This is a genomic window from Sporosarcina sp. FSL W8-0480, from assembly GCF_037963765.1.
Lineage (GTDB): Bacteria > Bacillota > Bacilli > Bacillales_A > Planococcaceae > Sporosarcina.
In genome coordinates this window covers 1492963-1509358 of record NZ_CP150166.1, presented here as the reverse complement: position 1 = coordinate 1509358, position 16396 = coordinate 1492963, and the positions used below count along the sequence as shown (strand labels likewise).

The window sequence follows — 16396 nt, the reverse complement described above, 5'->3', positions numbered from 1 at the left end:
AACAGGAGTTCCTGCAAATTAACGTTTGTCCAATTTCTTTACTGCAAAGTCGCCAATGAATTGGATGATAAATACGATGATTAAAATAATAACTGTTGCAACAATCATCACATCGGTGCGGCTTCGCTGGAACCCTTCGTAATATGCAAGATTACCTAACCCACCTGCGCCGATGACTCCTGCCATCGCCGTAGATCCGACAAGGGCGATTGCTGTCACTGTAATTCCGGATATAAGGGCAGGCATTGATTCAGGGAGCAATACTTTGAAGATGATTGTACTTGCTTTCGCGCCCATCGATCTTGCCGCTTCGATAACTCCTCTATCAATTTCACGTAAGCCGATCATGACCATTCGCGCATAAAACGGAGCAGCCCCAATAACGAGTGCCGGGATGGCCGCTTCCGGACCGCGCATCGTTCCAACGAAAAGTGTTGTAAAAGGAATCAGTAAGATGATTAATATGATAAAAGGAATTGATCGGAAGATATTGACGAACGCCCCTGTGACGCCATACACAAATTTATTTTTCCAAAGCTGGCCGGGGCTCGTTAAGAAAAGAAGGACGCCAAGCAGGAGCCCGAATACGAACGTATATAAAGTGGAAATCCCGGTCATATATAATGTTTCAACTGTAGCCTCCCACATATTATCCCAGTTGACATGTTGAAATAATTTTTCATTCATTGTTGATCACCTCTGTCTGTACACCTAATTCATGAAGATAGGCAATCGCCGTATTAACATCCTTTTCATTCCCTAAAAGCTGTAAAATAAGCGTCCCATAGGCGCCGCCTTTCGTATGGGATATATTCCCTTGGACAATGTTCACGTCAATGTCGAACTTTCGAATCAGGCTTGCCAACACAGGATGCTCCGTCTTTTCTCCAATGAACGTTAGCTTGATGAGCGTGCCTCCCGGAATATGCCCAAGTACTTGTTCAATTCCGACGGGTTCTGTCAATTGGGAAACAAACCGTTTTGTAATCGGCTCCTTTGGCGATTGGAAGACCTCAAGAACAGAACCAGTTTCAACAACTTTCCCTGCTTCCATAACCGCTACTCGATGACAGATTTTACGGATGACATGCATTTCATGTGTGATCAATACAATTGTCAGCCCAAGCCGTTCATTGATGCTTGTCAGTAAATCAAGGATGGAGTCTGTCGTTTCCGGGTCAAGTGCGGAAGTGGCTTCGTCGCAGAGAAGCACTTCCGGGTCATTTGCCAATGCCCTCGCAATCCCGACACGTTGCTTTTGTCCACCTGATAATTCTGAAGGATAAGCATTCTCCCTTCCCTTTAACCCGACCAATTCAATTAGCTCATCCACTCTTTTTTCACGTTGCGCTTTTTTAATTCCCGCGATTTCAAGTGGGAATGAAATGTTCTGCTTGACTGTGCGAGACCAGAGTAAATTGAAGTGCTGGAAGATCATGCTGATTTTCTTTCTTGCCTTCCTTAGTTCTTTGGAATTTACGGAGGACATATCATACCCCGCAACCTTCACTGTTCCTGATGAAGGCTTTTCAAGACCGTTTAAAAGTCGGATCAAAGTACTCTTCCCCGCTCCGCTATACCCGATGATGCCGAAGATTTCACCTTCTGCAATATCCAAATCCACTTTATCGACAGCGACGATTGTATGCGCGCCATTACCGAATTTTTTATTTACATTTTTTAATTGAATCATGTTTTCACCTCTATATAATATTAACCAAAAATAAAAGCCTTTCTGCAGATAAGCAGAAAGGCATAACGTGATAGTTAAAATATATACGTTCATCCAATCTCTCATCTCTCAAAGCAATTGCTTTGCGTGACTTGGCACCATTTCACTTTCGTGACGGTTGCCGGGCTTCATAGGGCACTTCCCTCCACCTCTCTTAATAAGAGCGACGATATTCAGTTAAGTTAATAGATATATTTATAACATGGACGACTATTTGCGTCAACCTATTTTTTCAAGAAGATACGGAACGGATTGAAATGCGTAGATTTTATGGATCACTTCACCATTCTCCTGGACCAATAGACAGGGGACGCTTTCGATTTCGTAATCCACGGCAAGGCCTTCTATATAGTTCAAGTCTGCTTTGCCTATTGGCAGGTCGGTCTTCATTGTTGCTATGACTTCAATCATTTTTGAAGCGACCATGCATGTTCCACACATTGGTGTATATAGGTAAAACACGGATTTTGGGGATTCTTTTTTACTTTTTTCCCATTGATCACGTGTCCAATTTTCGATAGTTGACATTTTTTCACCTTCAAAGTAAGAATTCGGGATGCACTTCAAAGTTTTCAGCAAGAAGTATCGTTGCGAGTGTGCGGTATGGGGTTGTTTCGACTTGGCCGTAGACACGTTCTGTGTAGAGATGGATTGCTTCCGGGTATGCCCTCTTGAATAATGTGCGGATTTTCTCTCCGGATTCGTCTGCGTCAAAAAAGATATATAGGTCGCAGTCTTCATATGGCATGAGCATTTCTTCGATTCGATAGGGGCTGACTGTACCGTTTGTGCAGATGATGTCGATTGGTTCCGCGAGTACTCGTTGGAGTCGTTTCCGGTCCGATCCACCTTCGACTATTATGACTTTATTGGAGTCCATCTTAACACCTCTATTGTTGGTGATTGCTTTACGTTGCAGGCGGACGCTTTCCGCGGGCATGGCCTTAGCCTCCTCGTCGCTTTGCTCCTGCGGGGTCTGCGGCTCATGCTCCTACGCTATGCTTTAGTCGCAAAAATAATTGCTATTCCCGCAGGAGTCGCCGCCTTCCACTTCAAGCAATGGAAATTACAAGGCATAAGAGATTCATTCACATATAGGATTGCCATTTTTTTAGAATTAATTAAAAAAGCGCTGGGTGGCCAGCGCTTTGGGGAATTACTCTCCTGCAGTCATTTTGTCATAGTCTTCAGCTGACATTAACGCATCAAGTTCTGACTCGTTAGAAGCTTCGACAACGATCATCCAAGCGCCTTCATATGGAGATTCGTTCACCAATTCAGGGCTATCTTCCAATTCTTCGTTCACTTCAAGGACTTTACCGCTAATCGGAGCATACAATTCAGATACAGTTTTAACAGACTCAACGCTGCCGAATGGCTCGTCCGCTTTTACTTCATCGCCAACTTGTGGCAGTTCAACGAAAACGATGTCGCCAAGCTCGGCTTGTGCAAAATGTGTAATACCGATACGATAGTTACCGCTTTCATCTTTTACCCACTCATGTTCTTTAGAATAACGCAAATCTTTAGGTGTGCTCATCCCGTACCCCTCCATAAATTTACATTTCATTAGATATTTCTTTCAACTTAATTCTCACATATTTCAATGATAAAGACAAGTGAGTTATTTTGTTTTCCAAACGTCTTCAAACTGTGTTTCGTTAAAGCCTACAGTCACTTTTGAACCATCTGTTACAATTGGTCTTTTAATGAGCATTCCATCTGTGGACAAGAGTTGAATTTTTTCATCATCAGTCATGTTGGGGAGTTTGTCCTTCAAATTCAATTCTCTATATTTCATCCCACTGACATTAAAAAACTTTTTGATGTCGAGGGTTGAATTTCCGATCATCGTCCGAAGTTCTTCTTCAGTCGGTGGATTTTCGGCAATATTAATATCTTTGAATTCCAACCCATTTGTTTCCAACCATTTTTTTGCTTTTCTGCAAGTCCCGCATTTCGGATAACCGTAGTAAGTCATTGTCATGTCGCAACACCTCCGTTTTACTTAAGTATAACAGAGAATCCACCCAAGGATAAAACCCTTGGGTGGTCGGAATCAAACAATATACTTCTCAGCATCGATCAATTTCACAGAAGCTTCGCGTTTTTTCGCGATGATATTGTATGGATTCGAGCGAGTCAATTTACGCAGTGCAGACAGCATCATACGTTGGTTGTCTCCATCGACGGAAGCAAGAAGTGTTTCTTTTGCATCCTTTTCGATTGCTTCGAATGCCTCTTGGCAGAAGATTTCTGTATAAAGGATCTTTTGTTGTTCCTTCTCTTCTCCATTTTTTGCGATTGCTTTTTCTGTACGCAATAATGCGGATTCCATTGCAAAGATATTGTTTGCGATATCTGCAATATTTACAAGAACTTCTTGTTCTTTGTCAAGGTTACTGCCGAAACGTTGTGCTGCCATTCCAGCTGCAAGCAAGCCGATTTTCTTAGCGTTTTTCACAAGTACCTTTTCTTGTGCAAGTGCTTCGTCCCCGATTTCTTCAGGCATCATCATAAGTAACTCTTCTTGGAGGCCTTGTGCTTTTTCAAGCAATGGCAATTCGCCTTTCATCGCCTTTTTCAAGAAGGTTCCTGGAACGATCATGCGGTTGATTTCATTAGTCCCTTCGAAGATACGGTTAATACGGGAATCGCGGTATGCACGCTCAACTTCGTATTCTTGCATAAAACCGTATCCGCCATGCAATTGAACAGCTTCGTCAACGACATAGTCAAGGACTTCAGAACCGACGACTTTGTTAATGGAGCACTCGATCGCGTATTCAGCGATGGACGCTGCTACCGCTTTACCGTCTTTTTGTTGTTCAGGAGTCATTTGGCTGTTGCGCTCTTCGAAATAACCGACAGTACGGTAAATCAAGCTTTCAGCTGCATAGATTTTCGATGCCATTGTCGCTAACTTTTCTTTTGTAAGATTGAATGATGAGATTGGTGTTTTGAACTGTTGACGTTGATTTGCATACGTCACCGCCAATTCAAATGCACGTTTCGAACCGCCGATTGTACCTACGCCTAATTTGTAACGACCGATATTCAAAATGTTGAAGGCGATAATATGCCCTCTGCCGATTTCCCCAAGTAAGTTTTCAACTGGAACTTGTGCATCTTCAAGGATCAACGTACGAGTTGAGGATGATTTGATTCCCATCTTCTTCTCTTCTGCACCGACGGAAACGCCAGGAAATTCTTTTTCGACGATGAATGCAGTGAATTTATCACCATCTACTTTTGCGTAAACAACGAATACATCAGCGAACCCAGCATTCGTGATCCACTGTTTTTCACCGTTTAATACGTAGTGAGTGCCTGCTTCGTTTAATTTTGCTGTTGTTTTTGCACCAAGTGCGTCTGATCCGGAACCTGGCTCAGTCAATGCATAAGCAGAGATTTTGTCACCTGTGACGGAGTTCGGCAAGTATTTTTTCTTTTGTTCTTCGTTACCGAATAGCACGATCGGTAGTGTGCCGATTCCAACGTGTGCACCGTGAGTGATGGAGAATCCGCCTGCTACGGACATTTTTTCTGAGATCAGGGCTGAAGAGATTTTATCGAGGCCTAAACCATCGTATTCTTCAGGTACGTCTGCGCCTAAGAGGCCGAGGTCTCCAGCGGATTTTAGTAGTCTTACAGAGTGTTCGAATTCATGGTTTTCGAGTTTTTCGACGACAGGGAGTACTTCGTTTTTGACGTAGTCCTCTGTTGTTTTAGCGATCATTTTTTGTTCGTCTGAGAAGTCTTCGGGTGTGAATACGCGTGATGCGTCGATATCTTCGATGAGGAATGCTCCTCCGCGGATTAGATCCTTTGTTTGTAATTCAGTCATTGAAATTCCTCCTTTTGATAATAAAAAATTCTTGAACAACGGATTTACGCTTCGGGCGGACGCTTTCCGTGGGCGTCGCTTCAGCCTCCTCACTACGCTTCGCTTCGTTGCGGGGTCTTCTGCTGACGCTTTTCCCACCGGAGTCGCCGCCCTACGCTTCAATCCTTGGTGTTTCCTAAATACGCATAAACGCATCTTTCACGACTTTTCTCACTGTCCAGCTTCAGGAGGCAGCCCCTCGAGTCGCTTCGGATTGAAGCAAAAGGCAAAGTACGCCTTTTGTTCAATTCCTCCAGCGCTTGTTGGGGCTAAACGCCTCCTTCAGCTTTTCTTATAGCATTTCAAATACTCCCGCAGCTCCCATTCCGCCGCCGATGCACATTGTTACTACGCCGAATTGTTTGCCTTGGCGTTTTAGTTCGTTCATTAACTTGAGAGTTAATACGGAACCTGTTGCGCCAAGCGGGTGGCCGAGGGCGATGGCTCCGCCGTTGACGTTTACTTTATCCATGTCGAGGCCTAAGTGGCGAATGACTTGTAGGGATTGGGAAGCGAATGCTTCGTTTAATTCCCAAAGGTCGATGTCTTCGATGGATAGTCCGGCAAGTTTTAGTGCTTTAGGGACGGCTTCGATTGGGCCGATTCCCATTACTTCCGGTGGGACGCCGCCTACTGCGAACGAACGGAATTTGGCGATTGGCTTGAGGCCTTTCCCTTCTGCTACTTCGCGGTCCATGACGAGGACTGCTGCCGCGCCGTCGGATGTTTGGGAAGCGTTACCCGCGGTTACGGACCCTTTCACAGAGAAAGCTGGACGTAATTTCGCCAAAACTTCCATTGATGTGCCGTGGCGAACGCCTTCGTCCATTTCGAACATGAATGTTTTTTCTTCGTATTTTCCTTTATCATTCACAAAGCGCTTTACAACTTCGACAGGGACGATTTCGTCGACGAATTTTCCTGCTGCAATTGCGGCTGCCGCTTTTTCATGTGAGCGTACTGCGAAAGCGTCTTGGTCTTCGCGGCTCACGCCGTATTTCACGGCTACTTGTTCAGCTGTATGACCCATTCCCATATAGTACTCTGGTGCTGTTTCGGCCAATTTGAAGTTTGGTCTGATCGTGTTCCCCATCATTGGAACCATACTCATTGACTCGGCACCACCCGCAATGATTGCTTCTGAATGTCCTAACATGATCCGCTCTGCTGCATAGGCGATTGATTGGAGGCCTGATGAACAGAATCGGTTTACTGTAATGGCTGGTGTTGTGTCGGGCAACTTAGCAAGGGCTCCGATGTTACGTGCCATGTTCATGCCTTGTTCGGCTTCAGGCATTGCACAACCCATTATTAAGTCATCTATCGGTCCATCATATCCATTTGCTCGTTTCAACGTTTCTTTGATCGCGATTGCGCCTAAATCGTCCGGGCGCACCGTTGCAAGTGAACCGCGTCCCGCTTTTCCGACCGGTGTTCTTGCACCTGCTACAATTACTGCTTCACGCATTCGACTTCCTCCTTTTTGCTGTCTATCTAATTCCCTAACGACTCAGTTGCGCAACGGCTTTCCTTTTACGAGCATATGCTGCATCCGTTGTTGGGATTTCGGTTCCTGTACAAGACTCAGGAACGCTTCACGTTCGAGATCTAACATATATTGTTCATCGACAAGTGTTCCAAAAGGCACTTTTCCGCCGGATAAAACAAATGCAAGCTTTTTCGCTATTTTCAGGTCATGGTCGCTAATGTATCCGGATAGGTACATGCCTTCCGCTCCAAGGAGCATCGTCGCATAACCGGAATCACCTGTGACCGGGATTTTCGCTTTTTTAGGTGGTGTGTAGCCACTTTCGTACAATGCAAGAGCCGCTTGTTTCGCGTCATAGATTTGATGATCTGGATTGACACTGACTCCATCCGCGAAATCGAGGAAGTTATTCTCTTTCGCTTCTTCAGCGGATGTCGAAACTTTTGCCATCGCAATCGTTTCAAACACTTTGTTTGCTACAAACTGGTAGTCTACTTGGACACCGTTCGGCAAGCCTTTCAAATGCTTGGAGTAAAGATTGACGTTCCCGCCACCCCCTGGAATGAGGCCAACTCCAACTTCGACTAAACCGATATACGTTTCCATAGTTGCTTGAATATGAGCTGCCGGCAAGCAGACTTCCGCCCCGCCGCCAAGTGCCATTTGGAACGGTGCGGCGACGACCGGTCTACGGCTATATTTGATTTTCATCATCGCATTTTGGAAGGCACGGATAATGTAATCAAGTTCAAAGACGTTGTCATCTTGAGCTTCCATCAAAATCATTCCAAGGTTTGCACCAACACAGAAGTTCTTCCCTTGGTTACCGATAACGAGGCCTTTGTAATTCTTCTCCACTTCGTCAATTGCAAAATTGATCATTTGGATGATATCCGGACCGATTGCATTCGATTGTGAATGGAACTCAAGTAGAGCGATTCCATCGCCAAGATCGATAAGACTTGCACCCGTGTTCTTTTTGATAACACCGTGTTTTTTCTTATATCGCTTAAGGTCGATCACTTTTTCATTGACTGGAACAAGCTTATAGTCCTCTCCATCAAAGAAATATAGATCTCCGTCTTCTTCCTTATAGAAGGAGTCGACGCCCTTATCTAACATATTTTGGACGAATGTCGGAATCGCAGCATCCTCTTCCTTCATCTTTTCAACCGATTTCGCGATGCCGATTGCATCCCAAACCTCGAATGGACCTTGCTGCCAGCCGAAGCCCCATTTCATCGCGTTGTCGATTGCGACGATATCATCCGCGATTTCACCGATCAGATCTGCTGAATAGCGAAGTGTAGGAGAAAGGATGCTCCATAGGATTTCTCCTGTACGGTCTTTTGCGTAGACAAGCGTTTTCACTTTGTTCGCAAGTCCCTTTTGCTGTTTCGCCATTTCAATTGAAGGCGTTTTCATTTTTTTCGTCGGGCTGTATTCGAAAGTCTTCGGATCGAGTTCAAGAATCTCTTTGCCTTCCTTTAGATAGAATCCTTGCTTCGATTTTGCACCAAGCCATCCGTTATCTATCATTTTCTTCATGAATTCCGGTAGCTCGAATACTTTTTGTTCTTCGCCTTCCGTCTTTTCATATGCGTTTTTCGCGACATGCATGAATGTGTCGAGTCCGACGACATCGAGTGTACGGAATGTGGCTGATTTTGGGCGGCCAATAAGTGTCCCCGTTACCGAGTCGACTTCCCCGATTGAGTAGCCACGTTTCTCCATTTCACGAAGCGTGACAAGTAAACCGTATGTTCCGATTCTGTTTGCGATGAAGTTCGGAGTGTCTTTCGCTACAACTACTCCCTTGCCTAAACGGTTTTCACCGAATTGAAGCATGAAGTTCAGTACTTCTGCATCAGTCTTTTTCGTTGGGATCACTTCAAGTAATTTCAAATAACGTGGTGGGTTGAAGAAGTGCGTTCCCATAAAGTGCTTTTGGAAATCCTCAGAACGACCTTCCGCCATAGCTTCGATGCTGATCCCTGATGTGTTCGAAGTGATGATTGTGCCCGGTGTGCGGACCGCATCTATTTTTTCATATAACGCTTTTTTGATCTCAAGATTTTCTACGACAACCTCGATGATCCAGTCAACGTCTTTTAATTTATCCAAGTCATCTTCAAAGTTGCCTGCTTCAATGAGACTGAGATTCTTTTTCGTTGTTAACGGAGCCGGCTTCTGTTTCAAAAGCTTTTCCAATGCGCCAGTAGCAAACTTATTACGGACCGACTTATCATTCAACGTAAGACCTTTTGCTTCTTCCTGCTCTGTCAACTTGTTTGGAACGATATCCAACAGAAGTACAGGAATTCCGATATTCGCGAGATGGGCAGCAATACCGGATCCCATTACGCCTGAGCCTAATACTGCCGCTTTCTTAATTTGATATGACACCCTAAAAGCCTCCCTTTTCGTCTTGAATGAACACTCATTCATTTTATAGGTAAAAAAAATAGAACCTCTCTATCTCTTAGTCTAAAACATTTTATTCGTTTCCGCAATATTAAAATGTTGCGAAAATGGTTTTTTTATAGTTTATAATATGCTCCGGGCATTTAATTACCATAATGAGACGATATGATTGTAAACTGGAGATGTGGATTTACAACCTACACACTAAAAATAAAGCAGGAAAAAGGAGTGCATTTATAATGAAATCAATTAAGACTGTAGAGCAATTCAATGAAGTTATTAACGGCGAAGGCAAAGCACTTATCAAATTCCAGGCTGGCTGGTGTCCTGACTGCACGCGCATGGACATGTTCATTGACCCGATTGTTAAGGAATACGATATGTATACATGGTATGACGTGAACCGTGATGAATTGCCTGAAATCGCGGAGAAATATGATGTAATGGGAATTCCAAGCCTTTTGATTTTCGAAAACGGCGAGAAGAAAGCTCATTTGCATAGCGCAAACGCAAAAACTCCAGATCAAGTAACGGACTTTCTTGAGACTGTACAAAAGTAAACTGTAGATAATGAGTACGATTAGAGGATTTCAAGGTAAATCCCAATATGCAAATGACATCGATAAACGATTTCGCCCTTCTGCCTGTGGACCAGTAACGGCATATACGATTCTTCGCTACTATGAAAACGAAACAACATATGCCGCCGGTATCGATCATCTATATCGCTTGCTTGGCGGAACGAAGATTGGTTTGTTCAAATGGCGATTCGTTCGACGGATGCGTAAGTTGCTTGGTCCTGAGTGGATTGTAGAAGATTGTGGCATCGAGAGGCTTAAGAATGAAATTGACGAAGGTCGCCCAGTCGCAGCCAAATTCGATAAATGGTTTTCATTCCATTGGTTCGGTAAATTTGTATTCGATTATCATTGGGTGCCTGTCATTGGTTATAAGGAATCCGAAAATGGCGTCATGCTCATTGTCCATGATAATGGCGGGCGAAATCGGGATAGCCGGGTGCGTGAGATTCCCTATGCACCGCATAAAGACATTCTTTCATTTGTAAAAATAGAAAAAACCACTGTCGCTTAGACGGTGGTTTTTTCTTGTTCCGGAAATAGTGAATTCAGTTGACGAAGGATCATCGAATAGCCATGTTGTTCCAACTGCACCCTTAATTCTGATGAAGAGAAATCGGGTACATTCAGGGCTTCAATCGGATCCTCGAAATCCAATTCGCAATGGATTTGGGCTAATTTTTTCGATAGGTGAAGCATTTGTAGATCCGCTTCAATCTTTTTCCTCATGCCTAATGATAGTTCATGCAAGGATTCGACGACATTTTCAACAGTCTCGTATTCTTTGATCAGCTTTAAGGCGGTTTTTGGACCGATTCCTTTCACGCCTGGATACCCGTCGCTTGCATCCCCTGTAAAAGCTTTGATCTCAACGAATCGATGTGGAGGAATTTCATATTCATCGACAAAACGCTGTTCATCATAAATATCATAAATGTTATAGCCTTTTTTCATGAACGCAATTTTCACACCTGGTCGAAGCAATTGTAGAAGATCTTTATCACCCGTTACGATTGTGATGTCCGCCTTCCCTTCCCACTCGCAAACAAGCGACCCGATCAGGTCATCCGCTTCCATCCCTTGTATTCCATAATTCTTCCAGCCAATCAATTCCGACAAATCACGTGTCATATCGAATTGCGGCAGAAGTTCCGGTGCCGGCTCAGGGCGGTTCGCCTTGTAACCGTCAAATAAGTCATTTCTAAATGTATGTGCACTCATATCCCAACAAACCGCGATATGAGTAGGGTTGAAAATAGAAGCTGCAGTCAATGCATGACGCCCAAAACCTTGAACGCCATTCGTCGGAACACCGTTCTCATTCGGGAAGAAATGTCCCATTGCGGAAGTTGCAAAGAACGACCTGAATAAAACGGCCATGCCATCGATCAATAAAATATGTGGTTTATTTTCCAAAAATGAAAGCCCCCTCTTTTTTCCTTTAGTCACGGACATTTGAATATCATAATTATAACATGAAATGAACAGAATTCGTGATAAATATCACAGCGTTGCATTCAACCGCCTATTACACTAACTATAAAGCAAGTATTGAAAATGGTATGAGGTGAAAAGAAATGTTGAATGTACAATTCAATGTAAAAAGCATTACCGACATGAAAGAAATACTGTTACGTTTACGGCGCGGAGAGTCCACTGTAGAGATTCAGGAATTTTACATGCAATCTTTTAAGAATGTGAGGATTGTTGACATTTTACTATTGCAGCTTAACCTGTTGACAGGCGCTCATGGTATAACGATTGAGGATGTAAAAAAGTTTTCTCAAATGCAATCCCATCTTTCTGAAATGAATGGAGAAGAAAAACTATCGTCCTATCATCCGGGTCATCCTATTCGGATATTTAAAGATGAGAATGCTGCATTCCAAGATGTTTTGGGAGAAATCAATGACCTTTTAACATCGTTTGACGCAGATTCAAATAAACTTCAGGAAACCGAATTGGTAGATCAAATTAAAAACCTTTTGTTTCGACTTGGCGAATTCCATAATCATTATCATCGTAAAGAAAAACTCTTCTTCCCTATTTTGGAACGCTACGGACATGTTGCACCAACGAGGGCAGTTTGGGAGAAAGATGACCAAATACGCGTCCTGTATCAAGGCTTAAAGGGACAGGTAGTTCAACTGCCTGACGTGATGCTTTCACGTGTTCTAAAAAAATTTGATGTGTTTCAAGAGGCTTTCAAAGAGATGATTTTCTATGAGGAAGAAATCATTTTGCCGATTTTGGAGAATATATTTAGCGAAAAAGATTGGATAGATATTAAAAACGAGAGTCATGCATTCGGCTATGCGTTAATTGATGCACCGAGAGAAGTATGGGTATCTGAATTGGAAGAGTCAGTTGTCGAGGAGAAATTGAGGAAGCAAGCAGCAAGTGATGCACTTTTTAGGCAAACGATGAAGTTCGGCGGTGGCTACTTAACGCCGGAAGAGGCTAATCTCATTTTGAACAGTTTGCCATTGGAAATCACATTTATTGATAAGCAAGGCTTGTTTAAATACTTTAATGAAATGACAGAGGCATCGGAAATGATGCTCGTTCGGACTCCAAGCTCGATCGGCCGTCACGTAGCCAATTGTCATCCTCCAAAAAGCTTACGGAAGGTGATGACAGTCATCCGCGATTTGAAAACCGGAATTCGGGAATCCGAAAGCATGTGGTTCAAGAAAAAGGATCAATATATCCACCTTACGTATAAAGCGATATTTAATAATGATGGGGAATTTTTAGGGGTATTGGAATATGTCCAAGATATCCAACCTTTCTTTGAATTGCCAAGCAAGGTGAAGACGGGAATTAGTGAGATTGATTATGAGTAATAAAAAACATCATGTCTGCCCTTGGTGACGGGAGACATGATGTTTTTTTACGCTTTTAAATACTTGGCGATTTTTTCAATATCCGGTCCGAAAATCCGGTCCTCATAAATCGGATCCACGATTTCAAGGAGCTCATTCAGCTTAACACGAGTTTTCGGTGCCATTTTATCGAAACCACGGAAAACACAGCCGGTGATGGCACATAATGCCTCGATGGCAAGAACGTTTCTTGCATTCTTGATGATCTGCCCCGCATGTCTTGAACCGATAGTCCCCATTGATACGTGATCTTCTTGGTTGCCTGAAGATGGGATTGAATCGACGGATGCCGGGTGTGCCAATGTTTTATTTTCAGAAACAAGGCTTGCTGCCGAATATTGTAAAATCATGGCACCTGACTGCAAACCCGGTTGCGGGCTCAGGAAAGGTGGCAATCCTTCATTTAATTGTGGATTTACAAGACGCTCGATGCGTCGCTCAGAAATGTTCGCAAGTTCAGCAATTCCGATTTTCAAGAAATCCATTGCGAATGCAATCGGTTGGCCGTGGAAGTTCCCTCCAGATACAACGACTTCACCATCTTCAAAAATAAGTGGATTGTCCGTTGCCGCATTCATTTCGATTTCCAATTTCTCTCTCACATAGGACAATACTTGCCAACTTGCACCGTGTACTTGTGGGATACAGCGGATGGAATAGGCGTCCTGGATACGTTTTTCACCTTGGGTTGTCGTCAACTCGCTTCCGTCTAACCAATTCAAGATGCGGGCGGCAACATCGACTTGTTCCTTATAACCCCGCGCTTCGTGGATGGCAGGATGGAAGGCATCCGTAATTCCATGCAGGGCTTCCATTGTCATGGCTGCAATCCATTCGCTATCATAAGCAAGTTTTTCCGCTTCCAAGTAATTCACTACTCCTTGGGCAGTCATTGCTTGTGTTCCGTTAATCAACGCGAGGCCCTCTTTTGCTTCAAGGATAATCGGCTCCATACCTAATTCCTTCCAAACTAATTCAGCAGGAATTTGTGCGCCATCTTGCCAAACGAAACCTTCTCCTAACAGGACCAAAGCTAAGTGAGATAACGGGGCAAGATCCCCTGAAGCCCCAAGTGACCCTTGTTGAGGGATAACTGGGTGTATTCCATTATTTACCATAAATACAAAACGCTCAAGTACTTCGACACGAATACCAGAAAATCCTTTCATCAGCGCGTTTAGACGTAAAACGATCATTGCCCGGGAAACTATTTCAGAAAAAGGTTCCCCCACCCCGCACGCATGTGAGCGAATCAGGTGAAGTTGCAATGCTTTCGTGTCCTTCTCATCAATCTTCACATCGCTGAATTTGCCGAAACCGGTATTGATACCATATACAGTTTTGTCATTTTCTACAATTCTTTCAACCGCTTCCCTGCTCTTTTTCACACGTTCCAATGCACCAGTATCTAATACCACTTTTTCCCTTTTATATAGAATTGCTTCCATTTGTTCGAGAGTAAGAGAAGCTCCTGTTAATTCGATCATGTCAACCATCCTTCCGTCTAAATGAAATCGCTTTCTACTTTCATCGTACACGAAAAGTAAATGACTTTGTCGATTTTTACGAAAATTTGTTCTATGGTAATGTGCTGTTGTTTTAGCGTGATGACGTACCAAAATACGAAAAATTTTTCATACCCAAGAGTCCAACCCATTTCTTTCATTGTTACATAAGATAGGAGGAACTGCTTGAAAGGAGAGAACGAATGACGAATAGTCGTGAAGATGAGTTATGGTATCCAAAATTACCGGAAGGATATACAGGGGGGGCACAAAATATGAACGGATATGGAATGGACGGATGGATGCCTGGAGCAGGAATGCCTAACTATGGAATGGGCGGAATGCAAGGGATGGGAATGCCGTACGGGCATGAATGGAGTCACGGAAACAGCACGGCTTTTCAGCCAATGCCTGGATTTCCCGGTGGTGGATTTCCTGGAGGCGGGTTTCCTGGAGGCGGGTTCCCTGGAGGTGGATTCCCTGGTGGAGGATTCCCTGGGGGCGGGTTCCCTGGAGGCGGATTCCCTGGAGGAGGTGGATTCCCTGGAGGCGGATTCCCCGGAGGCGGGTTCCCTGGAGGCGGCGGATTCCCTGGGGGCGGCGGATTCCCTGGGCAAGGTGGAGGTCATCAGCAAGCACCGACTTCTCCACCGCCGAGCCATACGCCGGCTTACCCAAGTGCATCGCTCTTAAGGGTTGACCCAGGCGGAATTAGAGGATGCCTATTCAGATATACGTATGTATGGACGTCAAGAAGAAACGGTTTCTGGTATTACCCAACATTCGTAGGCCGTACTTCAGTCGCGGGATACCGCTGGAGCCCGAGCCGTAGAAGATGGGAATACTTCGGAATTGACCTAAATCGTATCGATCAGTTTACTTGTTTTTAATGAAAGAAAAAGGAATCCTTTCAAACGAAGGATTCCTTTTTCCTGTTATTATCCAAATGCTACGTCTAATATCATCATTACAGCAAAACCGACCATCAAGCATAGTGAAGCAAGATCTTTATTACCATTTTCCTGAGAGCCTGGAATAACCTCCTCGACTACGACAAAAATCATCGCTCCAGCCGCAAAACTCAGTGCAAATGGAAGTAAAGGTTGCATCGTTGTGACGGCTAAGACGCCTATTACAGCCGAAATAGGTTCAACCGCGCCTGACAACTGTCCATAGAAAAAGCTTTTCCTCCGAGACATACCATCCCTGCGCAGTGGCATGGATACCGCAGTCCCTTCCGGAAGGTTTTGAATTCCAATACCGACTGCCAATGCGATTGCCGCAGCGATTGTAGCAGATGGCATTCCAGCAGCCACTGCACCGAAGGCAACTCCGACTGCAAGCCCTTCGGGTATATTATGAAGTGTAATTGCAAAGACAAGGAGCGTGCTACGTCTCCTTCCTGCAGGATTGATCCCTTCAGCATCTTTCATGGAAGAGCTTGGGTGCAAATGCGGAATGATCTTATCCGCAAGCCATAGAAACAGGCCACCTAATAAAAAACCGATGGCCGCAGGAAACCAGGATGGGAACGGGCCATTTTCTGCCATTTCAATAGATGGTGAAAGCAAGGACCAAAAACTTGCGGCAATCATTACACCACCTGCAAATCCTAACATTGCGTCCATGAATTTTTGATTCACTTTCTTCGTTGTAAACACCAACGCTGCACCGATAGCCGTCATTCCCCATGTGAATAAAGTGGCGATTAATGCCTGCTGGATTGGACTAAGCCCTATAAAATAATCTATCATCATGATTCTCCTTATTTCTGTTAGGTTCTTTATATTATTGCTATTATATGTTCGAAGTTTCCCTTGTTCAATATTTTATTTCAAAAATGGAATGTTGTTTTGGTATGAAAAGGAAGTCTTCGGGAGGTAATGAGAACTCCCTT

16 protein-coding genes and 1 riboswitch are annotated in these 16396 nt (G+C 44.0%); of the genes, 4 read left to right on the top strand and 12 right to left on the bottom strand.

Translation table 11 applies throughout. The features are described 5' to 3' along the window. Positions 1–18: 18 nt before the first annotated feature. The 9 genes from NSQ43_RS07825 to NSQ43_RS07785 all read right to left on the bottom strand — a co-directional run bounded on the left by NSQ43_RS07825 (position 19) and on the right by NSQ43_RS07785 (position 9513). Positions 19–687 (bottom strand): methionine ABC transporter permease, encoded by a 669-nt coding sequence (locus tag NSQ43_RS07825; protein WP_339254520.1) that lies wholly within the window; start codon positions 685–687, stop codon positions 19–21. Further along, complete coding sequence (locus tag NSQ43_RS07820) at positions 680–1693, bottom strand: methionine ABC transporter ATP-binding protein (protein ID WP_339254518.1); 1014 nt, start codon at positions 1691–1693, stop codon at positions 680–682. The genes NSQ43_RS07825 and NSQ43_RS07820 overlap by 8 nt, the downstream gene beginning before the upstream one ends. A gap of 98 nt (positions 1694–1791) precedes the next feature. Continuing rightward, positions 1792–1896: riboswitch (SAM riboswitch) on the bottom strand. Between the two features lie 55 nt (positions 1897–1951). Then, positions 1952–2260 carry a thioredoxin family protein gene (locus NSQ43_RS07815; RefSeq protein ID WP_339254516.1) on the bottom strand — a complete coding sequence of 103 codons (309 nt, stop codon included), beginning with the start codon at positions 2258–2260 and terminating at the stop codon, positions 1952–1954. Positions 2261–2270: 10 nt separating this feature from the next. After that, positions 2271–2672: a toprim domain-containing protein gene (locus NSQ43_RS07810; protein ID WP_339254514.1), complete on the bottom strand. Its 402-nt coding sequence runs from the start codon at positions 2670–2672 to the stop codon at positions 2271–2273. Positions 2673–2888: 216 nt separating this feature from the next. After that, positions 2889–3272 carry a glycine cleavage system protein GcvH gene (gcvH, locus tag NSQ43_RS07805; protein WP_339254512.1) on the bottom strand — a complete coding sequence of 128 codons (384 nt, stop codon included), beginning with the start codon at positions 3270–3272 and terminating at the stop codon, positions 2889–2891. A gap of 84 nt (positions 3273–3356) precedes the next feature. Further along, a complete protein-coding gene (locus NSQ43_RS07800) occupies positions 3357–3719 on the bottom strand; it encodes an arsenate reductase family protein (protein WP_339254510.1) in 363 nt (120 codons plus the stop codon). A gap of 72 nt (positions 3720–3791) precedes the next feature. Further along, positions 3792–5579, bottom strand: coding sequence for an acyl-CoA dehydrogenase family protein (locus tag NSQ43_RS07795; RefSeq protein ID WP_339254508.1), 1788 nt, complete (start codon positions 5577–5579; stop codon positions 3792–3794). Positions 5580–5910: 331 nt separating this feature from the next. Beyond that, complete coding sequence (locus tag NSQ43_RS07790; RefSeq protein ID WP_339254506.1) at positions 5911–7086, bottom strand: acetyl-CoA C-acetyltransferase; 1176 nt, start codon at positions 7084–7086, stop codon at positions 5911–5913. 42 nt (positions 7087–7128) lie between these two features. Beyond that, the gene (locus NSQ43_RS07785) at positions 7129–9513 is read right to left on the bottom strand and encodes a 3-hydroxyacyl-CoA dehydrogenase NAD-binding domain-containing protein (RefSeq protein ID WP_339254504.1); all 2385 of its coding nucleotides are present in this window, start codon (positions 9511–9513) and stop codon (positions 7129–7131) included. Between the two features lie 257 nt (positions 9514–9770). Between NSQ43_RS07785 and NSQ43_RS07780 the strand changes: the two genes are divergently transcribed. Further along, the gene (locus NSQ43_RS07780) at positions 9771–10091 is read left to right on the top strand and encodes a thioredoxin family protein (protein WP_339254502.1); all 321 of its coding nucleotides are present in this window, start codon (positions 9771–9773) and stop codon (positions 10089–10091) included. 10 nt (positions 10092–10101) lie between these two features. After that, a complete protein-coding gene (locus tag NSQ43_RS07775; RefSeq protein ID WP_339254500.1) occupies positions 10102–10623 on the top strand; it encodes a C39 family peptidase in 522 nt (173 codons plus the stop codon). Here NSQ43_RS07775 and NSQ43_RS07770 read toward each other — a convergent pair. Further along, a complete protein-coding gene (locus NSQ43_RS07770) occupies positions 10620–11525 on the bottom strand; it encodes a 5'-3' exonuclease (protein ID WP_339254498.1) in 906 nt (301 codons plus the stop codon). The two genes, NSQ43_RS07775 and NSQ43_RS07770, sit on opposite strands and share 4 nt — an antisense overlap. A gap of 161 nt (positions 11526–11686) precedes the next feature. Between NSQ43_RS07770 and NSQ43_RS07765 the strand changes: the two genes are divergently transcribed. Then, positions 11687–12955, top strand: a complete 1269-nt coding sequence (locus NSQ43_RS07765) for a PAS domain-containing protein (RefSeq protein WP_339254496.1) — start codon at positions 11687–11689, stop codon at positions 12953–12955. 47 nt (positions 12956–13002) lie between these two features. On the opposite strand, the gene hutH is transcribed toward NSQ43_RS07765, so the two are convergent. Next, positions 13003–14481 carry a histidine ammonia-lyase gene (gene hutH / locus NSQ43_RS07760; protein ID WP_339254494.1) on the bottom strand — a complete coding sequence of 493 codons (1479 nt, stop codon included), beginning with the start codon at positions 14479–14481 and terminating at the stop codon, positions 13003–13005. Between the two features lie 221 nt (positions 14482–14702). Between hutH and NSQ43_RS07755 the strand changes: the two genes are divergently transcribed. Beyond that, entirely contained in the window at positions 14703–15389 is a 687-nt protein-coding gene (locus NSQ43_RS07755; RefSeq protein ID WP_339254492.1) for a hypothetical protein, read from the top strand. A gap of 48 nt (positions 15390–15437) precedes the next feature. On the opposite strand, the gene NSQ43_RS07750 is transcribed toward NSQ43_RS07755, so the two are convergent. After that, the gene (locus NSQ43_RS07750) at positions 15438–16253 is read right to left on the bottom strand and encodes a ZIP family metal transporter (RefSeq protein WP_339254490.1); all 816 of its coding nucleotides are present in this window, start codon (positions 16251–16253) and stop codon (positions 15438–15440) included. Positions 16254–16396: the final 143 nt, after the last annotated feature.

Excerpts from the sequence above, each read along its gene's own strand:
- NSQ43_RS07780 (WP_339254502.1), top strand. The coding sequence starts at position 9,771 with ATGAAATCAATTAAGACTGTAGAGCAATTCAATGAAGTTATTAACGGC.
- NSQ43_RS07750 (WP_339254490.1), bottom strand. The coding sequence starts at position 16,253 with ATGATAGATTATTTTATAGGGCTTAGTCCAATCCAGCAGGCATTAATC.
- hutH (WP_339254494.1), bottom strand. The coding sequence starts at position 14,481 with ATGATCGAATTAACAGGAGCTTCTCTTACTCTCGAACAAATGGAAGCA.
- NSQ43_RS07755 (WP_339254492.1), top strand. The coding sequence starts at position 14,703 with ATGACGAATAGTCGTGAAGATGAGTTATGGTATCCAAAATTACCGGAA.
- NSQ43_RS07790 (WP_339254506.1), bottom strand. The coding sequence starts at position 7,086 with ATGCGTGAAGCAGTAATTGTAGCAGGTGCAAGAACACCGGTCGGAAAA.
- NSQ43_RS07800 (WP_339254510.1), bottom strand. The coding sequence starts at position 3,719 with ATGACAATGACTTACTACGGTTATCCGAAATGCGGGACTTGCAGAAAA.
- NSQ43_RS07775 (WP_339254500.1), top strand. The coding sequence starts at position 10,102 with ATGAGTACGATTAGAGGATTTCAAGGTAAATCCCAATATGCAAATGAC.
- NSQ43_RS07820 (WP_339254518.1), bottom strand. The coding sequence starts at position 1,693 with ATGATTCAATTAAAAAATGTAAATAAAAAATTCGGTAATGGCGCGCAT.
- NSQ43_RS07825 (WP_339254520.1), bottom strand. The coding sequence starts at position 687 with ATGAATGAAAAATTATTTCAACATGTCAACTGGGATAATATGTGGGAG.
- NSQ43_RS07815 (WP_339254516.1), bottom strand. The coding sequence starts at position 2,260 with ATGTCAACTATCGAAAATTGGACACGTGATCAATGGGAAAAAAGTAAA.
- NSQ43_RS07795 (WP_339254508.1), bottom strand. The coding sequence starts at position 5,579 with ATGACTGAATTACAAACAAAGGATCTAATCCGCGGAGGAGCATTCCTC.
- gcvH (WP_339254512.1), bottom strand. The coding sequence starts at position 3,272 with ATGAGCACACCTAAAGATTTGCGTTATTCTAAAGAACATGAGTGGGTA.
- NSQ43_RS07810 (WP_339254514.1), bottom strand. The coding sequence starts at position 2,672 with ATGCCCGCGGAAAGCGTCCGCCTGCAACGTAAAGCAATCACCAACAAT.
- NSQ43_RS07765 (WP_339254496.1), top strand. The coding sequence starts at position 11,687 with ATGTTGAATGTACAATTCAATGTAAAAAGCATTACCGACATGAAAGAA.